Source organism: Bradyrhizobium sp. USDA3516, assembly GCF_057651995.1.
The window spans coordinates 172158-194052 of sequence record NZ_JBYGYN010000011.1; the positions used below are offsets into that span (position 1 = coordinate 172158).

The 21895-nt window shown below is 65.5% G+C and carries 16 protein-coding genes; 7 read left to right on the top strand and 9 right to left on the bottom strand.

All coding sequences use genetic code 11. From position 1 onward, the window contains the following. Positions 1-340: 340 nt before the first annotated feature. Together AC24YW_RS29985 and AC24YW_RS29990 are read right to left on the bottom strand one after the other, a co-directional pair. Positions 341-1693 carry a malonyl-CoA decarboxylase gene (locus AC24YW_RS29985; protein WP_487486088.1) on the bottom strand — a complete coding sequence of 451 codons (1353 nt, stop codon included), beginning with the start codon at positions 1691-1693 and terminating at the stop codon, positions 341-343. Between the two features lie 209 nt (positions 1694-1902). After that, positions 1903-2742 (bottom strand): AraC family transcriptional regulator, encoded by an 840-nt coding sequence (locus AC24YW_RS29990; RefSeq protein WP_487486089.1) that lies wholly within the window; start codon positions 2740-2742, stop codon positions 1903-1905. 53 nt (positions 2743-2795) lie between these two features. On the opposite strand from AC24YW_RS29990, the gene AC24YW_RS29995 reads away from it, so the two are divergent. Further along, entirely contained in the window at positions 2796-3968 is a 1173-nt protein-coding gene (locus AC24YW_RS29995) for an MFS transporter (RefSeq protein ID WP_487486090.1), read from the top strand. A 273-nt stretch (positions 3969-4241) separates the two neighbouring features. On the opposite strand, the gene AC24YW_RS30000 is transcribed toward AC24YW_RS29995, so the two are convergent. The 5 genes from AC24YW_RS30000 to AC24YW_RS30020 form a co-directional block, all read right to left on the bottom strand. Continuing rightward, complete coding sequence (locus AC24YW_RS30000; RefSeq protein WP_487486091.1) at positions 4242-7394, bottom strand: efflux RND transporter permease subunit; 3153 nt, start codon at positions 7392-7394, stop codon at positions 4242-4244. Between the two features lie 11 nt (positions 7395-7405). Then, positions 7406-8599: an efflux RND transporter periplasmic adaptor subunit gene (locus AC24YW_RS30005; protein ID WP_487486092.1), complete on the bottom strand. Its 1194-nt coding sequence runs from the start codon at positions 8597-8599 to the stop codon at positions 7406-7408. Between the two features lie 188 nt (positions 8600-8787). Further along, a complete protein-coding gene (locus tag AC24YW_RS30010) occupies positions 8788-9861 on the bottom strand; it encodes a hypothetical protein (RefSeq protein WP_487486093.1) in 1074 nt (357 codons plus the stop codon). An 82-nt stretch (positions 9862-9943) separates the two neighbouring features. After that, on the bottom strand, positions 9944-11449 hold the full coding sequence (locus AC24YW_RS30015) for a flavin-containing monooxygenase (RefSeq protein ID WP_487486094.1): 1506 nt from the start codon (positions 11447-11449) through the stop codon (positions 9944-9946). A gap of 99 nt (positions 11450-11548) precedes the next feature. Then, positions 11549-11998 carry a cupin domain-containing protein gene (locus AC24YW_RS30020; RefSeq protein ID WP_024339447.1) on the bottom strand — a complete coding sequence of 150 codons (450 nt, stop codon included), beginning with the start codon at positions 11996-11998 and terminating at the stop codon, positions 11549-11551. A gap of 188 nt (positions 11999-12186) precedes the next feature. Here AC24YW_RS30020 and AC24YW_RS30025 point away from each other — a divergent pair, with 188 nt between their 5' ends. Beyond that, positions 12187-13212, top strand: coding sequence for an AraC family transcriptional regulator (locus AC24YW_RS30025; RefSeq protein WP_487486095.1), 1026 nt, complete (start codon positions 12187-12189; stop codon positions 13210-13212). A 9-nt stretch (positions 13213-13221) separates the two neighbouring features. Here the strand turns inward: AC24YW_RS30025 and AC24YW_RS30030 are convergent, their stop codons facing one another. After that, positions 13222-15081 (bottom strand): ATP-binding protein, encoded by a 1860-nt coding sequence (locus AC24YW_RS30030; protein ID WP_487486096.1) that lies wholly within the window; start codon positions 15079-15081, stop codon positions 13222-13224. A 116-nt stretch (positions 15082-15197) separates the two neighbouring features. Beyond that, entirely contained in the window at positions 15198-15830 is a 633-nt protein-coding gene (locus tag AC24YW_RS30035; RefSeq protein WP_487486097.1) for a cupin domain-containing protein, read from the bottom strand. Positions 15831-16051: 221 nt separating this feature from the next. On the opposite strand from AC24YW_RS30035, the gene AC24YW_RS30040 reads away from it, so the two are divergent. The 5 genes from AC24YW_RS30040 to AC24YW_RS30060 are packed head-to-tail and all read left to right on the top strand — an operon-like array spanning position 16052 to position 21895. Then, complete coding sequence (locus AC24YW_RS30040; RefSeq protein ID WP_487486098.1) at positions 16052-17740, top strand: peptide ABC transporter substrate-binding protein; 1689 nt, start codon at positions 16052-16054, stop codon at positions 17738-17740. A gap of 27 nt (positions 17741-17767) precedes the next feature. Next, positions 17768-18718: an ABC transporter permease gene (locus AC24YW_RS30045; protein WP_487486099.1), complete on the top strand. Its 951-nt coding sequence runs from the start codon at positions 17768-17770 to the stop codon at positions 18716-18718. Positions 18719-18722: 4 nt separating this feature from the next. After that, positions 18723-19598: an ABC transporter permease gene (locus tag AC24YW_RS30050; RefSeq protein WP_487486100.1), complete on the top strand. Its 876-nt coding sequence runs from the start codon at positions 18723-18725 to the stop codon at positions 19596-19598. Between the two features lie 34 nt (positions 19599-19632). Continuing rightward, positions 19633-20961 carry an NAD(P)/FAD-dependent oxidoreductase gene (locus AC24YW_RS30055; RefSeq protein WP_487486101.1) on the top strand — a complete coding sequence of 443 codons (1329 nt, stop codon included), beginning with the start codon at positions 19633-19635 and terminating at the stop codon, positions 20959-20961. A gap of 7 nt (positions 20962-20968) precedes the next feature. Beyond that, entirely contained in the window at positions 20969-21895 is a 927-nt protein-coding gene (locus AC24YW_RS30060) for a 2-hydroxyacid dehydrogenase (RefSeq protein ID WP_487486102.1), read from the top strand.

Genomic DNA, 21895 nt, shown 5'->3' on the forward strand with positions numbered 1-21895 from the left:
CGCTCGCAGGCGTCTGGCCCGCGGCTCGATGTGGCCGAATTGCGCGAGGGGTCGCCACATTCTCCGTCATTGCGAGCGCAGCGAAGCAATCCAGAGTCTTCCCGCGGAGGCAGTCTGGATTGCTTCGTCGCAAGGGCTCCTCGCAATGACGGTGGAGGGGCCAGTGGCCGCTCGCAGGCGTCTGGCCCGCGGCTCGATGTGGCCGAATTGCGCGAGGGGTCGCCACATTCTCCGTCATTGCGAGCGCAGCGAAGCAATCCAGAGTCTTTCCGCGGTGGCAGTCTAGATTGCTTCGTCGCAAGAGCTCCTTGCCAATGACGGTGGAGAGCGAGCGTTTGCCTTACGACAATCGCATATCCAGCAGCCGCCGCCCTTCGCCTTTCAGCAGCTTCTTCACCGCACTCGAGGCCACGACTTCGCCGTCATTGGCATAGGCCTCGTGGTTCTTCTCGATGTCGTCGAGGCGGTAGAGGTAGTTGACCATGATTCCGGCGGACTCGCGCATTCCCTTGGGCGAGAGGTCGCCCAGCCAGTTGATGCGCTCCAGCCGGGCGCCGTTACCGAGATGGAAGCGGGCGACGGAATCGATCAGCTTGCCCTTCGGCGTGCGTGCCTTGAGGAAATAGTGCGCCGCGAGCGGCTCCAGCACGGCGCGGAGCAGTGCCGCCGTCTCCGGGCTCTCGAACCATCTGGGATCGTCGAGGCGCCTCAGCACCTCGCGATCCTCGTCCGACAGCGGCAGGTCCTTGTCCTGCTTCACCCAAGCCATGAAGCCGGGCACCGGCGACAGCGTGACGAAAGTGTCGAGCTTCGGCAGCTCGCGCCGCAGCTCTTCCACCACCTGCTTGATCAGGAAGCTGCCGAAGGAGATGCCGCCCAGGCCGCGCTGGGTGTTGGAGATCGAATAGAACACGGCGGTGCGCGCGCGCTCGATCGGCAGATGCTGGCGGTCGACTGCGAGCAGGGGCTGGATCGCGCCGGGGATCGTCTCGGTCAGCGCCACCTCGACGAAGATCAAGGGCTCGTCCACCATGGCAGGGTGGAAGAAGGCGTAGCAGCGCCGGTCGACCGGATCGATGCGGCGGCGCAGATCGTCCCAGTCCGAGATCTCGTGCACGGCCTCATAACGGATGATCTTTTCGAGGATGTTGGCCGGGGTCGACCAGTCGATCCTGCGCAGCACGAGAAACCCCCTGTTGAACCACGAAGAGAGAAGATGCGAGACGTCGCGGTCGAGCGCGGCGAGATCGGTGTGCCCGTTCATCATGCCGAGCAGATCGGCGCGCATGTTGACGAGATCGCCGGTGCCGCCGGGCGCGCGGTTGAGCCGCCGAATCAGCTCCTGCCGGCGCGGCTCCGAGGCGAAGTGCAGCGAGCTTGCGTCCTCGTCGCTGGGCGCAGCCCGCCATGTCTCGATCGCCTTGGACAGGCGCTCCCGATCGGGGCCGAAATCGCGCACCAATCCCTCGAAGAAAGCGCGGCGTCCCGCCGCGTCCAGCTCCCGGTAGATGTCGAGCACCTCGCGCGCCATCGCCGTGCCCGAGGCTTCGCCCCGGCCCGACAGCAGCGCATCGCAAAGCTCGAGCAGTCCATCGGCATCGCGTTTGGTATCGGCAGAGTCGCCACGGCGCAGCAACGTGCGGCCGCGCTCCGAGATGGTGGCAAGCAGGTCGGAGAAGAAGGCGTTGGCCATCGGGGCTTTCGTATCAGGTCGGTGCGATGCGGCAAGCTTACACGGGATTTGGGGGCAAGCCGATCACAATCAAGCGTCATTTTGATGGTGTGGCATGTCCTGTCCGCAATCTCTTTCGTCATGGCCGGGCTTGACCCGGCCATCCATCGCCAATTGGAAAGCTTCTTGCAAAGGGGATGGACACGCAGGTCAAGCCCGCGTGTGACGAGTCACCCCTTCCCGGAGAACTCCGTCGGCGTCCGCCCCGTCACCTGGCGGAACGCGGCCGAGAACGCCGGCACGCTGGCATAGCCGAGCTGGGTGGCGAGCTGCTTCACCGACACGTTCGCATCCGTCGACAGCCGCTCGATCGCCGCCGCAATCCTCGCGCGCTGGCACCAGCTCTTGAAGCTCAGCTGCGTCTCGCTCGAAAACAGCCGCGACAAGGTCCGCGCCGAGGTTCCGACCTCGCGCGCCAGCGTGTCGATGTCGTGCAGGCCGGTGGGATCGTCGAGCACGATCATCGCCGCGCGGCGGCAGCGCGCTTCGCGCGGCAGCGGCACGAAGGTCGCGGAATCCTCGGCCTGGTGCAATTCCAGCATCACGAGGCGCACCAAGAGCTCGGTGCGCTCCTCGGTGCTGCGCCCGTCGAACAGCGCGAGGATCGCCTGATTAAGCAGCGGCGACACCCGCACCACGAATTCCCGGGTCAGGCCGTCATAGCGCTGCTCGCGCTTCAGCCAGGACAGGTCGAAATACAGCGTGCGCATCTCGATGTCGGCGAGCAGGTCGATGGCATGCTCGAGCCCGGCCGGCACCCAGACCGCGCGGTCCGGCGGCACCAGCCAGCGTCCGGCGGGCGTCGCCACCTGCATCGTGCCCTTCGCCGCATAGATCAGCTGTGCCTCGCGGTGCATGTGCAGATCGATCCGCATCCCCTTGGGATAGTCGCGGGCGACCAGATGCACGCCCGCGGGCGAGCGGTGGTTGCTCCGGACCTCCCGCAGGATTGGCGTTTCCAAGATTCGCGTTTCCAAGATTGGCCTTTCCAAGACAGTCATTGGCAGCATCCCGTCATGGGGAGGACATATAACTCATTTCGGAGCAGGAGAGGATTCGGTAAATGAACAGCCCCCGTCGGGTCATCGGTTTCGTCAACGCAGGTCATTTCATCGACCATTATTCGATGCTGATCTTCGCCGCCGCTGTCATCATCATGGGCCCGGCGCTCGGCATGACCTATTCGGAACTTTTGCCCTACGCGACACCTGGCTTTGTGGCGTTCGGCGCGGGCTCGCTGCTCACCGGCTGGCTGGGCGACCGCTGGAGCCGCCGCCACATGATGCTGATCTTCTTCGTCGGCATCGGCCTCTCCATGATCGCGGTCGGCTTCGTGCAGACCCCCGTGCAGCTCGGCGCCGCGCTGCTCGCGATCGGCATCTTCGCTTCGATCTATCATCCCGTCGGCACCGCCATGATCGTGTCCTACGCCGACCGGCTCGGCCGCGAGATGGGAATCAACGGCGTCTTTGGCAATCTCGGCGTGGCCTCGTCGGCGCTGGTGACAGGCGTGATCGGTCAATATCTCGGCTGGCGCTTTGCCTTCATCGTTCCCGGCGTGGTCACGGTCCTGATCGGCATCGCCTTCGCGCTGAGCGTCGTGCACGAGGACCGCAAGGGCTCGAAGCAGGCGGCGGCGCAGGCGCGGGTGGCCAGGCGGGACATGTGGCGCGTGATTCTGGCGCTATTGATCGTGGTGATCGCGATCTCGACGACCTTCAACGCCGTCACCGTCGCGCTGCCAAAGCTGTTCGCCGAACGCCTCGCGGATCTCACCAAGAGCCCGGCGCTGCTAGGTGTGATCGCGGCCGGCGTCTACGTGTTCGGCGCGATGACGCAGTACACCATCGGCCGGCTGCTCGACCGCTATTCGCTGAAGACGGTGGCGCTGCCGCTGTCCTTCATGCTGGCGCCGTTCCTGTATCTCGCCGCCAGCCTGAACAATCTGCCGCTGATCCTGGTCTCGATCGGCATCGTCATGGGCGCGTTCGGGCAGGTGACGGTGAACGACGCCATGGTCGGCAAATACACCACCGAGGAGTGGCGCTCGCGCGCCTATGCGGTGCGCTATTTCGTCGGCTTCACCGCGGCCGGCGCCTCCGTCGGCCTGGTCGCCTGGCTCTACGAGCAGGGCGGCTTCGTCACCATGCTGCACGCCTTCGCCGCGTTGTGCCTGCTCGCCATCGCCGCCGCGCTGATCCTGCCCCGCGAGATCCGCACGCCGCAGACGGTGTGAGCCGAACTCTCTCCACCGTCATTGCGAGGAGCCCTTGCGACGAAGCAATCCAGAATCTTACCGCGGAGGGATACTGGATTGCTTCGCTGCGCTCGCAATGACGGAGGATGAGGAGGCAGCCTCGCCATTACACTACGATGCCATTCTGCCCCTGTTTTGCCCGACGGAGCAAGCCGTTTCGTCAAGACCGAAATTACGCCAGCCTTTTCAACCCCATCCCTACTGTGCATGGGGTTGTTTTCGCACTTTTTGTTTTGGACGGACGAAATGGAGTTAAGGCTTCACCTCCGCTACCGCCTTCGGCGCCTTCTTGCCCACCCGCCAGTTCTCGAAGCGCTGCACCACGACGAAGAAGGCGGGCACGAAAAGCACCGCAAGGCAGGTCGAGGCCAGCATGCCCGAGAACACCGTGATGCCGATCGACTTGCGCGCGCTGGCGCCGGCGCCGGTGGCGAGCACCAGCGGGACGACGCCGAGGATGAAGGCGAACGAGGTCATCAGGATCGGGCGGAAACGGGCGCGCGCCGCCTCGATCGCCGATTCGATGATCGGCTTGCCGTCGCGGCCGTGCAGCTCGAGCCCGACCTCGACGATCAGGATCGCGTTCTTGGCCGACAGCGCGATCAAGAGGATCAGGCCGATTTGGCAATAGAGGTTGTTGTCGATCTTGAGGGCGGAGAGGATCAGCATCGGCCCGAGCAGCGACAGCGGCACCGCGAGGATCACCGAGATCGGCGCGTACCAGCTCTCGTACTGGCCGGCGAGCACGAGATAGACCAGCAGCATGGCAAGGCCGAACACCCAGTAGATCTGGTTCGAGACCGCCTTCTCCTGATACGACATCGCGGTCCATTCATAGCCGGTGCCGGGCGGCAGCGTCTTGTCCGCGATCTCCTCCATCAGCTTCAGCGATTGGCCCGACGAATAGCCCTGCGCCGGCAGGCCGATCACGGTCGAGGAGGGATAGAGATTGTAGAGGCTGATCAGCGACGGACCCGTGGCTGGCGTGATCTTGGCAACGGTGCCGATCGGGATCATGTCGCCGTTGGAATTGCGCACCTGCATGTTGGCGATGTCGCGCTCGGTGACGCGGAAGGCGGGATCGGCCTGGGTGTAGACCTGGAACACACGGCCGAACTTGTTGAACTGGTTGACATAGGACGAGCCGAGATAGGTCGACAGCGCCGAGAACACCTGATCGGTGGTGACATGCAGGGTCTGGGTCTTGACGCGGTCGATCTCGACATTGAACTGCGGCACCGAGGAGCGGAACGAGGACTGCACGCGCTGCAGCGCGCTCTGGCTCTGGGCGTTGGACACCATTGCCGTGGTGATGGCCTGCAGCTTGGCGAAATCGCTGTTGCCGTCGCGCAGCTCGACCTGCATCGAGAAGCCGGCGGCGTTGCCGATGCCCTGGATCGGGGGCGGCGGCAACACGATGGTACGCGCCTCCATGATATCAGCGAGCTTGTCGTTGAGGCCGAAGACCAGCGAGCGCAGATCCTCGCCGGGCCCTTTACGGGCGTCCCAATCCTTCAGGATGATGTAGGCGACGCCGGCATTGGCGAGGCTGGCGCTGTTGTCGAGCGCAGAGATGCCGGCGATGGTGATGACCTGCGCCACGCCGGGCGTGTCCTTGATCAAGCCGCTCGCCTTGTCGAGCACGGCCTGCGTCCGCTCCAGCGCGGCGCCGTCGGGCAGCTGCACGGCGGCGATCAGATAGCCCTGGTCCTCGATCGGCAGGAAGCCAGTCGGCACCCGCGACAGGCCGTAGCCGCTGGCTGCGATGATCAATAGCGCGAACGCGACCGAGATGGTGGCGTGCTTGACGAGAAACGTGATCAGCCGCGTGTAGCCGCGCTCGACGCGGTCGTAGACCGCGTTGAAACCCCGATAGAAGAAATTGCGCTGCTGCGGCGGCACGGCCGGCCGCAGCCACAGCGCGCATTGCGTCGGCTTCAAGGTCGCCGCGTTGATGGCGGAGAGCAGCGCCGTCGCGGCGATCACCAGCGCGAATTGCGAGTAGATGCGCCCGGTCAGTCCGGCGAGGAACGAGGCCGGCAGGAACACCGAGATCAGCACCAGCGTGATGCCGACGATCGGCGCGAACAGCTGGTCCATCGCGCGGATCGCGGCGTCGTGGCCGTTCATGCCCTGTTCGATGTTGTGGGCGGCGCCTTCGACCACGACGATGGCGTCGTCGACCACGATGCCGATCGCGAGCACGATCGCAAACAGCGTCGACATGTTGATGGTGAAGCCGAGCGCCGCCATCGCGGCGAAGGCGCCGATGATGGTGACGGGCACGGTCGTGGCCGGCACCAGCATCGCACGCCAGTCTTGCAGGAAGATGAGGATCACGACCAGCACCAAGAGGCCGGCCTCGATCAGGGTCATGTAGACCTCGTGCACCGAGGCCTCGACGAACTTGGTGGTGTCGAACGGCGTGTCGTACTTGATGCCTTCGGGGAAGCGCTTGGCAAGCTCGGCCATCTTCCTCTCGACGGCCTTTTCGACCTGGAGTGCGTTGGCGCCGGGCGACTGAAACACGCCGATGCCGACCGCGGGTTGCTTGTTGAGCGAGAAGATCTGGCTGTAGGTCTGCGCCCCTAACTCGACCCAGCCGACGTCGCGCACGCGCGTGACGTCGCCGCTCGTGCCCGTCTTGACGATGATGTTCTCGAACTGGCCGGAATCGTCGAGCCGACCGTTGACGTTGAGCGTGTACTGGAACGCCTGTCCCGGCGGCGTCGGCGGCGCGCCGACCTGGCCGGCGGAGACCTGCTGGCTCTGCTGCTGGATCGCCTGGATCACGTCCTGCGGCACCAGGCCACGCACCTGTAGCTTGTTGGGATCGAGCCAGATTCGCATCGAATATTGCCCGGCGCCGAACACGGTGACGTTGCCGACGCCGGGCAGGCGGGAGAGCTCGTCGCGGATGTTGATAGTGGCATAGTTGCTCAAGTAGAGGCTGTCGTATCGCGAATCGGGCGAAGTCAACGTCACGAACAGCAGGATCGAGGTCGACCGCTTCTGCACGGTGACGCCCTGGTTCTGCACGGCTTGCGGCAATTGCGACAATGCGCTGGAGACGCGGTTCTGCACCAGCACCTGTGCGAAGTTGAGGTCGGTGCCGATCTTGAAGGTCACGGTCAGCGTGTAGGTGCCGTCCGAGCCGCTGTAGGACTGCATGTACAGCATGTCCTCGACGCCGTTGACCTGCTGCTCGATCGGCAGCGCCACGGTATCGATCACGGTCTTGGCGCTGGCGCCGGGATAGCGCGTGGTGACCTGCACGGTCGGCGGCACCACGTCGGGATATTGCGCGATGGCGAGATTGAACAGCGCGACGCCGCCGATCAGGATCATCAACAGCGCGATGACGTTCGAGAGGACCGGCCGCTCGATGAAGAACTTTGAGATCATGGTGGCAGCCTTTACTTGCTCGAGGCCTGCGTCTGCTCGATCTTGGTCACCTGCGGATCGATCTTCTGGCCCGGGATGACGCGCAAGAGCCCCGCGGTCACGACGCGGTCCTCCGGCTTCAGGCCGCTCTCGATCACGCGCAGGCCGTTGTCGACCGGGCCGATCTGCACCTTGCGCTGCTCGACGATGTTGTCGCTGTTGACGACGAGGAGATAGCGGCCGCCCTGGTCGCTGCCGAGCGCGGTATCAGGGACGAGCAGGGCGCTCTTCTCCTGGTCGAAGGGCACCCGGACCCGGACGAAATAGCCGGGCAGCAGCACCCGCTTGTCGTTGGGGACGAGGCCGCGCACCGCCAGCGTCCCGGTCGATTGGTTGAGGGTCGGCGAGACGTAATCGAGCTTTCCTTCATGCGGGTAGCCGGTCTCGGTCTGCAGCCCCACTTGAATCGGGAAGTGCTTCATGTCCGCGGGCGTCAGTCCGCGACGGGTCGCCTCGGCGCGGATGCGCAGCACGTCCTGCTCGTTGACGGTGAAGTTCACATAGATCGGATCCATCGCGACGATGGTGGCGAGCTGGGTCGGCGAGGAGACGCCGACGAGCTCGCCGATCGAGACCATGTGCGCACTGACGATGCCGTCGAACGGCGCCGTGACCTTGGTGTAGCCGTAATTGACCTCGGCGAGCCTGGTGTTGGCCTGGGCCTGCTGCAGATTGGCCTGGGCGTTGTCGCGGTTGGAGGTCGAGGTGTCGAGGGTGGCTTGCGAGACGGCCTGGCGCTGCACCAGCTCGGCCTGCCGCTTGTAGTCGGCTTCCGCCTGCCGGAGCGAGGCCTGCGCGCCGGCCTCGGCCGCCTGTGCCTGTTCGAGCTTGAGCTTGTAGGTTTCAGGCTCGATTGTGAACAGCTGGGTGCCCTGCTTGACGAACGTGCCGTCCTGATAATCGATCGTTTGCAGAAAGCCCTGCACGCGCGCGACGAGATCGACGCTCTTGATCGGTGCCGTGTTGCCGGTCGCCTCGATGTAGCGCGTCACCGGACGCTGCACCGGCGTCGCGACGTCGACCTTGGGCGGCGGCGGCGCCACGAACGTGTTCTTGTCCTCGCAGCCGGCGAGCATGATCACGGCGGTGGCAGCGGAAAGGACCTGCCCGATACGCGTCCACGCTTCATTGCGTCGTGCGGGAGAGGTGGGATTCGCGCGCGTCATTCGGTGATCCCCGATTGCTGTCTGTCGGTGCGGCAGGCTACCAACAAACGGGCAGCCGTGGAACACCATAGCCATGGTAGTCAACGGCCTTGAACCGTGTGGCTCTTGACAGATTCAAGACGACAATCGTCCGAAGGATGCTGACCCGGACTGAAGGTATGGCGCTGCCGGTTGAAGTGCCCCGGCCGTCAGCGTGCCCTGATCTCCGCGTATTTCGCCATCGCGCGCTCGAACTTCCGGTTGAACAGCCACATCGCAGCGAGGATCTCGCGGTAGCTTGCCGAGGTTTTCGCCCGGTCGGCCCGTCCGAACGCGAAGATGCTGTTGTTGCGCAGGTGCTTCATGATCGCAGGGCTGGACACCCGGTAGTTCAGGAGATCGCCCGATTTGAGTGCGGACCGCGTCGGGGTCGGAACGATCTGGATCAGCTCGAACAGCTTCATCTGATCGATCGGATCGGGCAGCGTCTTCACGATGCCCGGGATCTCGCGGAAAATATCCGCGTGCGCATTCATCAGGCCGTTGCGCACGTTGGTCCAGTGGTTGAAGCGCTGATCGGTGCCGCGCGCACGCGCCTCCTCCCTGTCGTCGCGCGCATTCAAGCCCGGGTCGATCGCAGCGACGTCGCCCTTGATCTTCTCCCATTTCCGCCGGCCGTTGCGGTCTTCGGAGGGGCCGGTCTGGAAGCTGCCCATATAGGTGTTCGAGCGCGCATTGCGGACATTCTGCTTGCCGTTGGTCTCGGCGAAGAACAGCCCGAGGCTGATCCGCCCGGCAGCTTCGGCGTGTTCAGGCGCGAGGCCCTTGGCGCGCGCAATTGCGACCGCAAGATCGACGACGTCCTCGAACGGCGTCGGCGAGTTCTGCGCGCTGGCAGGCGGCGCCTCCATGAGGTCGAACAGCCTGCCGTATTCGTCGACCAGCGGCTCGATCTCGGCGTCGAAATAGGCCGGAGGAATCTCGAACTTGTTGGGCCGGCCGATCCGCGACGGCATGACGTCGGTGAGGTCCTTGTAGCTACTAATCACAGCGACGCGCGCGAGATAGAGCGCCTGTCCCGGCAGGTTCGGCAGCGGCTCCTTCGCCTCGATCTGGCGCCGCCGCTCAGTGAGGATGGATTTGAAGTCGCCGAGCGCGCGCTCGTAAGCTGCGAGCGCCTCCGATTGCTGTGGCGTCGGCGCCGCCTTCTGCGCTGGCGCGGGCGCCGCGACGAAGAAGGCAACAGCCGCAAGGGCGGCGGCGGCAAGTCGTCTCGATCCCATGGCCGATCCTATGGCTGGTTCCCGTCGATTCGATGGCCAGCGAGATCGTAAACGTCGGAGGCGAGCCGCCGCAATTCTCCTCTCACGCGGCCCGGTAGTCCGGCGCCGTCGCCAGGAACTTGGCGTAAGCATCCGCATCCGGCGGCTGGAAGCGTCCCGCCAGGCCGCCGCGTTTCTGGTTCTTCGCGCCGATGTCGGCCATCAGCTCGTCGAAATGGCGGAAGTGATAGGGTGCGACGCAGAGGCCGCCATAGACGCCCGCGGCCGGCCGCTCGACGCGCTTGAAGTGCAGCATCATCTCGATGTTGTCGCGCATCGCCTGCGCCGTCGGCTGCTTGGCGAGCTGGCCGTCGGCATAACGCACCAGCCAGTTCGCCGCGAGGTCGGCGCACAGCACGGTGCAGAACGAGGAGTTGAATCCGACGAAGCCGAGTTCGGGCAGATCAGGGTTGGCGATCAGGCGATAGAGCCGGTACTGCCCGTCGGCATCGACCAGTTTCGCTTGATAGGGCTCGGGCAGGAACGGCACGCCGAGCTTGTAGCCGATCGCGAGCACGGCAATATCGGCCTGGATGCGTTCGCCGCCGCTCATTACGATGCTGTCGCCTTCATAATGGTCGAACGTGCCGAACACGGCCTTGATGCGGCCGTCGGCGACCATCGGATAGAAGCCCGGCGTTGCGATCGGCACCGAGCAGTTGACGCCGTCCTCGATCCGCTGCTTCGGCACCATGTTGCAGCGGCCGAGCTTGAGCTGCGCCTTGAGCAGGCTCTCCAGCCCGCGCCAGTTGGCCCAGACCAGCGGCGCGGCGATGCGATGCGCGAGCCGGCCCATCGCACTGAGGCCCCAGCCCGGAAACATCTCCTCCTGCGCGCGGATGTAGAGGATGCGCTTGAAGTTCACGAGACCGCCGATGAAATAGGGTATGCGCCAGACCGGCTCGCGCATCACGATGGTGACCTCGCGGGCGCCCGACTTCACCGCGTTCACGGCGATGTCGGTTGCGGACTTCGAACCGCCGAGCACGACGACGCGGCGTCCCTTCGCCAGTGTCGGATCGCCGTATGTCGACGAGTGCAGGATCTGGCCGCCCTGCGCAAGAAAGCCGTCCTCGCCGGGGCAATGCAGCTCGCGCGGCTCGTTGAATTGCCCGGTGCAGACCGCGACGAAATCAAAATCCTCGCTCGTGGTCGTGCCGTTCTTGTCCTTCAGGGCGAGCGTCCATCCCGGCCTGCCGTCGGCACGGCGCGCCATGCCGGCGACTTCGCTGTTGAGGCGAAGCATGCGGTCGAGGCCAAAACTCTTGGCATAATCGGCGAGGTAGGCGTGGACCTGCGGCCCGGTCGGCCAATCCGGATAGCCTTGCGGCATGGCGCGGTCGGTGTAGCGGTAGAGCTCCTTCGGGCTCTGGGTCTGCACCTCGGGGTAGGAGCGCGCCGGCTCCCAGACGCCGCCGAGATCCGAGCTGCGCTCGACGATGGTGACGCGATGGCCTCGGGTGGAGAACGCCTTTGCGGCGGCAAGTCCGGAGACGCCGGCGCCGATCACGCAGACATGTTTTGGGCTGACATGTTTTGGGCTGATCATGGGATTGCTCGATGTGTTTGGCGCGCAAGCGGCCGCGTTCGGCCGCAAGGGGCGGCCGGCCGGGCTGCAAGCAGATGAAAGCGGAGGAAGCGGCGACGGTTAGTCGTTGGCCTCGGGCGGCAGGAAGTCGACTTCATGCAGCGCCGAGATGCGAACGACTTCCGCAGGGTCGGTCAGATTGTGCAGCTGGTTGAACAGCGCCTCCAGCTTCTGCATCGGCGAGACCCAGAACAGCGCGCGGCACGGCTTGTCGGACTTGTTGAAATAGCCGTGCGGGATGCCGCGTGGCATGCGCACGAGGTCGCCGGCATGGGCCTTGACCCATTGACCGTCGAGCTTGAGATCGAGCGTGCCTTCCTGCACGAGGATGAACTCGTCCTGGGTCGGATGGATGTGCACCGGCACGAACTGGCCGGGATCGCTGTTGGTCTCGAACGCGAAGGTGGAGTCGGTGACGGCCTTGGGGAAATAGACCTGGCCAAGGATGTTCCAGCTCTTGCCGCCATAGCCTGTGCCGTTCGCGGTGATGCCTTTTTCGAGTGCAGTCATGGCTTGCTCCTGATGGATTCCGGCGGGGACGGAGCATCGTCCCAGGACGGACCGCCTGTCTATCCGCTAAACGAATCCGGATGAACCTATTGCCATGCAGCACGACGAATTTGCGAGCTACGGCCCTTTTCGCCCCCGTGAAACTATTATAGGCTTAAAGGAATTCCGGGCGCGAAGCATGGTCGACGATGTCCGCAGCCGAGCTGGAAATGAGCGCAACAGCCTCTGCAGCCGAACGGCTTGCGGGCTTCGCCCGCGTCACCACGGATGACGTCGACGAGGCGGCCGAGCAGATCGGACGCATCTTCTGCCCGCACGATCTCAAGCCGACGCAGGCGCGGGCGGCCGGCTTCTCGGCCCGGCACAATTGCGCGGCCTTCGACGGCTTCTCCATCAACTACGTCGCCTATGGCGGATCGGTCAGCATCGATCCGGGCTGCCTCGAACGCTTCTTCCTGGTGCAGGTCCCGCTCGCGGGCAGCGCCCGCATTCGTGCTGGTGGTCGCGAGCTCGATGCGGCCCCGGGCCGGACGGCGTCGCTGCTGTCGCCGACGATACCGACCCGGATGATGTGGCGCGATTGCGCGCAGGCGATCCTGCTGCTCGACCGCCGCATGGTCGAGCAGCGCGCCGCGGCCTTGTCGGGGAGGGCGGCAGGCAGGATCGAGTTCGATCCGGTGATCGAGCTGGATGCGCCGTCCGGGCGGGCCCTGCAGACCAGGCTCGCCGAGTTGATGACGCTCGCCGAGCGCCTCGGGCCATCAGGCCGGCTGTCGCCGGCCGCGATGGCCGATTGGCGCGAAGCGCTGCTCGATCATCTGCTCAACCGGCAGCGGCATGGCCTGTCGAATGCGGTTGAAACGTTCTCGGGGCAGGCCGAGCGTTTGCCGCGTGCCCTTCGCGCCGCACGCGATCACCTTGCCGGCAATGCCGGCGAGCCGCTCGACCTCGCGCAGCTCGCCTGCGTTTCCGGCATCGGCATCCGCGCGCTGCAGCTCGGCTTCCGCCGTCACTTCGGCGTGTCGATCTCGCAGATGCTGCTCGACATGCGCCTCGCCAGCCTCCACGCGCGCCTCACGCAAGCCGCACCCGATGTCTCCATCACCGAGATCGCCTTCGATCTCGGCTTCAGCCATCTCGGCCGCATGGCCGGCGCCTACCGCGAGAAATTCGGCGAGACGCCGTCGGCGACGCTGCGACGAAGGATGAGCTAGCGCGGCCGCCTACTTCCGCGACCGCGTCGTGCCATTGTCCTCCGCGGCCTGCCTGCGCAGAAACGCCTCGACGTCGGCCTGCACCGAGTAGGGCGTCGGGATCGCATCGCCGGCGGAATCGACTGCGGTGTCGAGGCTGCGACGCAGCAGGCGTGCCAGCTCGGCCTTGCGGTAGGGCTTGCGCAGCAGCGGCGCGCCCATCGTGGCGCGTCCCTGGGTATGCAGGGAATCGTAGGCGTAGCCGGAGGTGAAGAGGACCCTTAAGGACGGCCGCGCGGCCACCATCTGCTCGGCGAGTTCGCGTCCGTTCATGCTGCCGGCCATCACGATGTCGGTGAAGAGCAGGTCGAACGGCGTGCCTTCGGCGGCGATGGCGAGGGCCTCGGTCGCATCGGCGGCGGGGATGACCTTGTAGCCGAGCCCTTCGAGCTGGACCGTGACGTAGTGGCGGACCTCGCGGTCGTCCTCGACACAGAGGATGGTTTCGGTCCCGCCGACGATCTTGCGATCGTCGTAGCCGGTCGGGCGCAGCGTGCTCGTCTCCGCCTTCGGCAGGTAGATGGTGAAGATGGTGCCGCGTCCTTCCTCGGAGGCGACCTTGATGCCGCCGCCGGACTGCTTGACGAAGCCGAACACCATGCTGAGCCCGAGCCCCGTGCCTTTGCCGACCTCCTTGGTCGAGAAGAACGGATCGAAGATGCGTTCGAGAATGGCCTGCGGAATACCGGTGCCGGTGTCGGCAATCTCGATCTCGACATAGTCGCCGGCATAGCCGGCACCGACCGCGAGGGCCTCGCGCACGCCGAACACGACGTTGCGCGTCGTCAGCGTCAGCCTGCCGCCGTCCAGCATGGCATCGCGGGCATTGATGGCGAGGTTGAGCAGCGCCGAGCTCAATTGCCCGCGGTCGGCGTAGGCCAGCCAGACATTGCCGCCCAGCTTCGTCACGATCTCGATCTTCTTGTCGAAGGTCGCCAGCAGCAGCTTGGCGAGCTCCTCGAGGAGCTCGTTGACGTCGATCTCGGCCGGCTGCAGCGCCTGCTTGCGGGCAAAGGAGAGCAAGCTCGACGTGAGCGCGGCGCCGCGATCGGCGGCCTCGCTGATCAGCTTGGTGATGGTCGCGAGCGGCGGGTTGTCCTTGACGGCGTCGGCGAGGATCTCGATCGTGCCCGTTATCACCGTGAGCATGTTGTTGAATTCATGCGCGATGCCGCCGGTGAGATGCCCGACCGCCTCCATTTTCTGAGACTGGATCAGCTGCTCCTCGGCCGCACGCTTCTGGGTGATGTCCCTGACGAAGGTGTTGATGATCGAGCGCCCTCCGATCCGCGACACCGTGCTGGAGGCCTCGACCAGGATATTGTCGCCGTTCCTGTGGACCAGGGTGACTTCGAAGCGCATGCCGGCCGGCGCGGCGGACAATTCCGGAACGAGGCGCGCCATGCGTTGCCTGAAGCCGGCGCGCAGCGGCTCGGCAACGAGAAGATCGACGACATCGGCGCCGAGCGCCTCCTGCCGCGTCCATCCGGTCAGCGCCTCCGCCTGAAAGCTCCACTCCAGCACGACGCCGCTCTCGTTGATCTGAATGAAGGCGTCGAGCGCGGTCTTGACGACGGCTTGCATCATCTGCGTGTTGGTCTGCGCCTGGCCGGCCAGCAGCTCGGCCGTGCGCGTTGCCCGCGACGTCTCGATCGCACGGGTGCAAAGAGCGGCGAGCAACACCGCCACGGCGGCGCTGACCAGGAGGGCGAGGAGCTGGGCCGTGCCGAATTCCGCACTGCCGGTCGCCAGGGAGGAGGCGAGGAAGGCTGCAGCAGTCACGATGGCCTGTGCGGCCAACGCGAGTGTCAGAAGCCTCCTGAGTTTCATGGTCTCACACCAAAGACGCCGGCCGCCCGGCCTTCGCGAGCTTCGGGCATCATGTGAGCTACAGACTCGGCGCTCCGGCGTCGAGGGCAATTTTCGCGGTGTGGTACGAGGACGCCTCAACCGGCCGGCGAGTCGGTCTGGCGCAGCGTCGTCACCCAGATCACGCGCGCCACCTGCTGGGTCGGGTTGTCGAACATGTGCGGCACGATGCTCGGAAAACGAAAGCTGTCGCCGGCTTCCAGCACCTGGGCCTGGTTGTCGAGCCACAGCCGCAGGCTGCCCGAGAGGATGTAGCCCGCCTTCTCGCCGGTGTGCTGCAGGAAGTCGGTGCCGGAGGAGGCGCCGGGGTTGAGCGTGAGCTCGTAGAGCTCGAGCTGGCCTTTGCCTTCCGGCGTCAGCGCTTCCTTGACGACGCCGCTGGCGGTGAGCCGCAGCAGCCGCCGGTTGGTCTTGCGCACGATGTAGCGCTGCCCGTCGGCGGGATCGCTGCTCTCGAAGAAATAGGAGATCGGGACGTCGAGCGCGATGCCGAGCAGGCGCAGTGTGCGGATCGACGGCATCGCGCGTGCGCGTTCGAGCTGGCTGATCATGCCGGTGGACAGACCGGTCTTGTTGGCGACGTCCTGGATCGAGAGGCCGGCGCGCTGACGCAGCAGCCGCACGGTTTCACCCAAGCGCTGGTCGACCGCATCGTCAGCTTCGATCGCCGAAGCGTCCTTGCTGCCGTTGGTATCGCCGCGACCATCCATGTCGCTCTCTCCCATGCATCATCTCAGCCCTCGGGCGTCACGCCCGTGGCGTCAATCAGAGTGAAAAGTTGGCGCATTCTAGCAATGTGATTGACAGCTGTATTTAGTCATGATGAACTTTTGCTACAAAAATTTAGAAGCACTAAAGCCCACTCCTGTCCCTTTGCCGGGGTCTAGGGGGCGCGGGAGACGGTGCCGCGTGCGGAAACGGAGAGTGGGTCATGGCGGACGACACCGGCAAGTTCGGCGTTGGGGCAGGGCATCTCGGCATTCCGAATCGTCGTCAATTCTTTCAGCTCGGCGCGGGCGCAGCCGCAGGCTGGACGCTTTCGGGGAGCGCCTTCGCGCAGACCGAACGTCCTTCTAATCCGCCGGACAAGCCGCGCGGTCAGGTCATCGCGGCGCTGTCGCAGGAGCCGACCGTCTTTCATCCCTTGATGCCGGGCATCGAGGTCGATCAGGGCATCTGGTGGCAGGTGTTCTCGCCGCTCTGGTACATCGAGCCCGACGGCAAGTTCGTCCCCGACCTTGCCCGCGAAGTCCCGACCATCGAGAATGGCGGCCTCTCCGCCGACGGCCTGACCTGGAAGATCAAGCTCCGCAGCGACGTGAAGTGGCACGACGGCACGCCGTTCACCGCGGAGGATGTCAAATTCTCCATCGAACTGATCAACAATCCCGCATTCCGTGCGCGCAGCCGGGTCGGTCATAGCCTCGTCAAGGACATCACCGTCGTGGCGCCCGACGAGATCCACTGGCGAATGGAGGCTCCCTATTCGCCATACATGTCGATCCTCTCGCTCACCTTCATCGTTCCCAAGCACATCCTGGAGAAGGTGTCCGATCCGAATTCCTCGCCGTTCCACAACGCACCCGTCGGCACCGGGCCGTTCCGCTGGGCCGAGCGCGTGCCGGGCGACCACATCCAGCTGAATGCCCATGCCGGTTATCACGGCAAAGGACCTTACGTCGAACGCGTCGTCTTCAAATACATTCCGGACCTGACCGTTCTCTACACCCAGTTCCGCACCGGCCAGGTCGACTACACCGGCCTGCAGGGCATCCTGCCGAACTTCGTGCAGGAGGCGAAGACGCTCAAGGGCCGCAAGATATTCGTTTCCTCGACGTCTTCGGTGGAGCACATCGCGCCCAATCTGGAATTTGGTCCCTTTGCCGATCGCACCGTGCGCGAGGCTCTCTATCTCGCCATCAACAAGCAGGCGATCATCGACGCGCTGAACTACGGCCTGCCGACGAAGACCGAGAGCTTCGTGCCGCAGCAGGCCTGGTCGTTCCAGCAGGGTCTGCCGCAGCACAAATACGATCCGGCCAAGGCTAACGCGCTGCTCGACGCGGCCGGATGGACGCGCGGCTCCGGCGGCGTGCGCGAGAAGGGCGGCGTCAAGCTCGAATTCACCAATTCGACGACGTCGGGCAATGCGGTGCGCGAGCAGACCCAGCAGCTCCTGATCCAGGACTGGCGCGCGATCGGCGCTGCGATGCGCGTCAACAACATGCCGGCGGCGGTGATCTGGGGCGAGTTCTGGCAGCAGTCGAAGTTCAACTCAGTGCTGGTGGCGGTGAACTTCATGCTCGGCAGTGACCCCGACGTGACGCCGCGCTTCGGCTCAGGCGCCATTCCCGCCAAGGGCGGCCGCGGCTTCAACACCTATCAGTACAGAAGCCCGGAGGCGGATCGTCTGCTCGCCGAAGGCGCGAGGCAGTTCGAGCTCGCCCAGCGCAAGACCACCTATGGCGACCTGCAGAAGCTGGTCCGCAACGACCTTGCGATCCTGCCACTGTTCCAGGGCTTCATTGCGGAGGGGGTGAAGGAAGGGCTGCAAGGCTTCCGTCCCAACATCAACACCTCCATCAATTGTTGGAATATCCGCGAATGGTATTGGGCGTGATGCGTCCAATCCGCTGGATCGCCTGAGATGGCCCGCTACGTCGTCAACCGCCTGGCGCAGGCGATCATGTTGCTCGTGATCGTGTCGGGAATCGGCTTTGCCATCCTGCATCTGGCACCGGGCGGTCCGTTGTCGCAGTTTGCCGTCTCCGGGCAGATGACGCAGGAGGATCTCGACCGCGTCACCCGGCAGCTCGGCCTCGATCGGCCGCTGCCGGTTCAATATCTCGACTGGTTCGGGCGCATGGTGCGAGGCGATTGGGGTCGCTCCTATCGCGACGGCGAGCCGGTGCTGTCGGTGATCTCCTCGCATCTCGGCGCCACGCTGGAACTGATGGCGACGGCGACCATCATCGCGGTGCTGCTCGGCTGCTGGATCGGCATCCTGGGCGCGCTGCGCCGCTATTCGTTGTTCGATACGCTCGCCACCGTCGGCGCCATGATCGCGCTGTCGATCCCGACCTTCTGGTTCGGTCTCGTCACCATCTACGTCTTCTCGGTCAAGCTCGGCTGGCTGCCGGCGGGCAACCGGCACACCATTGGCGACGGCTCCTTCCTCGACCTGCTGCATCATCTGATCGCGCCGGCCATGGTGCTGGCGCTGGTCGAGACCGCGATGTGGGGCCGCTTCATGCGCTCCTCGATGCTCGAGGTGATCAACCAGGACTACATCCGCACCGCGCGTGCCAAGGGCATGCCGGAATGGCGCATCCTCACGGTGCACGCGCTGCGCAACGCGCTGCTGCCGATGATCACGGTCGCGGGGCTGCAGTTTCCCACGCTGCTGGGCGGTGCGCTGGTGGCGGAGACCGTGTTCACCTGGCCCGGCATGGGCCGGTTGTTCCTCGATTCCATCGGCTATCGCGACTATCCCGTGGTGATGGGCATCCTGATGTTCTCGGCGACGATGGTGCTGATCGGCTCGCTGCTGGCAGACATCCTCTATGCCGTTGTCGATCCGCGCATCCGGGTGGGCTGAAGCGATGGCGACCGCAGCCCTTTCCACCGTTCAGCTCGCGCCCGGCCGGGCCGCGTGGCGCCGCTTTCGCCGGCATCGGTTGGCGCTCGCGGGCGCATTGATCATCCTCGTGCTCATGCTCGGCTCGGCCTTCGGTCCCTATTTTCTGCCGTTCGACGACACTTACATCGACATCATGAAGCGGTTCGCGCCGCCGCTCTCCGGCGCGCACATCCTCGGCACCGACGAGCTCGGCCGTGACGTGCTGGCGCGGCTCATGATGGGCGGCCGGGTCTCGCTCTCGATCGGCATTGTCGCGATGGTGATCGCGATGGCGGTCGGCATCGTCGTCGGCGCCTTTGCAGGGTTCTATGGCGGCGCGATCGGCGCGGTGCTGATGCGGCTCGTCGACGCCGTGCTGTGCTTTCCGACCATCTTCCTGCTGCTGGCGCTCGCCGCGCTCACCGAGCCCGGCCTCGTCACCACCACCGTGCTGATCGCAGCGACGGCCTGGATGGCGGTCGCGCGCGTGGTCGAGGCCCAGGTGCGCTCGTTGCGCGAGCGGGAATTTGCAGTCGCCGCGCTCGCCTTCGGCTCCTCGAACCTGCGCATCATGTTCCGCGAGCTCGTGCCCAACGCGATCGCGCCGATCGTCGTTGCCGCGACGCTCAACGTCGCCAAGGCGATCCTGCTCGAATCCTATGTCAGCTATCTCGGCTACGGCATCCAGCCGCCGGCGGCGAGCTGGGGCAACATGCTCAACAATGCGCAGATCTATCTGACCAGCGCGCCCTGGCTCGCGATCGCGCCGGGCCTCGCCATCACCCTCGCGGTGACCAGCTTCAACTTTCTCGGCGACGGGCTGCGCGACGCGCTCGATCCGCGAATGAACATCCCATGACGCAAGACCTCGAACTGAACTCCAGGAGTGCCCCATGTCCCCGCCGCTCAGCCGCATCAACAGCGACGAACGCCTGCCGGCGCAGGTGGACGTCGTCGTCATCGGCGGCGGCGTGATCGGCGTCTCGGCCGCCTATCATCTGGCGAAGAAGGGGCACTCCGTCGCGCTGGTCGAGAAGGGCCATGTCGGCGGCGAGCAATCGAGCCGCAATTGGGGCTGGTGCCGCCAGCAGGGGCGCGCCCGCGAGGAGATCCCGCTCGCGCGCGAGGCGCTGCGTCTGTGGGAGGACATGCAGAACGATGCCGGCGTCGATGCCGGCTTCCGCCGCACCGGCGTGTTGTTCCTGACCAAGAGCAAGGACGAGCTCGCCAGCTGGGAGCGCTGGGCCGCTGTCGCGCGCGAGATGCAAGTCCATTCCACCGTGCTGACGCCGGCCGAGGTCGCCGAGCGCATGCCCGGCAACGCCGACACATGGGTCGGCGGCCTGCACACGCCGAGCGACGGCCGCGCCGAGCCGTCGATGGCTGTCCCTGCGCTCGCCACCGCAGCGCGAAAACATGGCGTCACCATCCACCAGGGCTGCGCCGCGCGCGGGCTGGAGACGACTGGCGGGAGGGTCAGTGCCGTCGTCACCGAGAAGGGCACCATCCGCACGCAATCCGTGCTGCTGGCGGGCGGCGCGTGGTCGTCGCTGTTCAGCCGCCGCCACGGCATCGAGCTGCCGATCGGCCTCGTCAACGCCACCGCGTGCCGGACCACGCCGGGACCGGAGATCACCTCCGGCGCGCTCGGCACCGATTTCTATTGCATCCGCCGCCGCCTCGACGGCGGCTTCACGCTGGCGCTGCGCAACCGCGGCACGGTCGAGCTGTCGCCGGACCTGTTTCGTTACGCGCGCACGTTCTGGCCGACCTATCAGCATCGCAAGAACGGATTGAAACTTTCGTTCGGCAAGTCGTTCTTCGACCAGCTCATGCGCGGCACCGGCTGGAGCTTCGACAAGCCATCGCCGTTCGAGGCTGAGCGCGTGCGCGATCCCGCGCCTGACATGTCGCTGGTCAATGCGGCACTGGCGGCGCTGATCAAGTCGAATCCGGACTTGAAGGACATCGAGATCGCGGAAGCCTGGGGCGGCACCATCGACTGCACGCCCGATACGATCCCGGTGATCTCGCCGGTCGACGCGCTGCCGGGCTTCTTCCTCGCCACCGGCTTCTCCGGCCACGGTTTCGGCATCGGCCCCGCCGCCGGCAAGCTCGCCGCCGACCTCGTGACCGGCGCGACGCCGCTGGTCGATCCCGCCGCTTACAGCCACAAGCGCATGATCGACGGCCGCCGGCTCGCGCCGGTCAGCCCGTTCTGAGGCCGGCATGACGGTTCTCTACAAGGCCAACATGGTGCGCGGCGCCGAGTGGGCGCGCTTCTTCGCGGAGCGCGCGCCCGACCTGCCGTTCCGGCTCTGGCCTGATATCGGCGATCCCGCCGCGGTGCGTTATCTCGTGGCCTGGGTCCCGCCGGATGACATCGCGACGACCTTTCCCAATCTCGAGTTGGTCTTCTCGGTGGGCGCGGGTGTCGATCAGTTCGACACCACGAAAGTCCCGGCGCACATCCCGCTGGTCCGCATGCTGGAGCCCGGCATCGCCGAGACCATGGTCGAATACGTCACCATGGCCGTGCTTGCCCTGCATCGCGATCTCCTCGATTTCATCAGCCAGCAGAGGCAGCAGGTCTGGCGCGAGATCCGGATCACGCCGGCCAGGCGCAGGCGTGTCGGCGTGATGGGGCTGGGCCAGCTCGGCCAGGCCGTGCTGGAACGGCTCAAGACGTTCGGCTTTCCGCTTCTTGGGTGGAATCGTTCGCCGCGCGAGATCGAAGGCGTCAGCTGTTATGCGGGCGCCGACGCCCTGCCAAGATTTCTGGCGCAGGCCGACATTCTCGTCTGCCTGCTGCCGCTGACGGATCAGACGCGCGGCATTCTCAATGCCGAGCTGTTCGCGCGCCTGCCGCGCGGGGCAGCGCTCGTCAATGTCGGACGCGGCCCGCATCTCGTCGAGGCTGATGTCCTCGCAGCCCTCGACAGCGGCGCGCTATCGGGTGCGGTGCTCGACGTCACCGATCCCGAGCCGCTGCCTGCAGGGCACCCGTTCTGGAGCCATCCGCGCATCCTGCTGACGCCGCACAATGCCAGCATGACGACGCCTGATACGGCGGTCGATTTCGTGCTCGACGTCATCGCGCGGCATCGTCGCGGCGAGGAGCTGCCGGGTCTGGTCGATCGTAGGCGTGGTTACTGA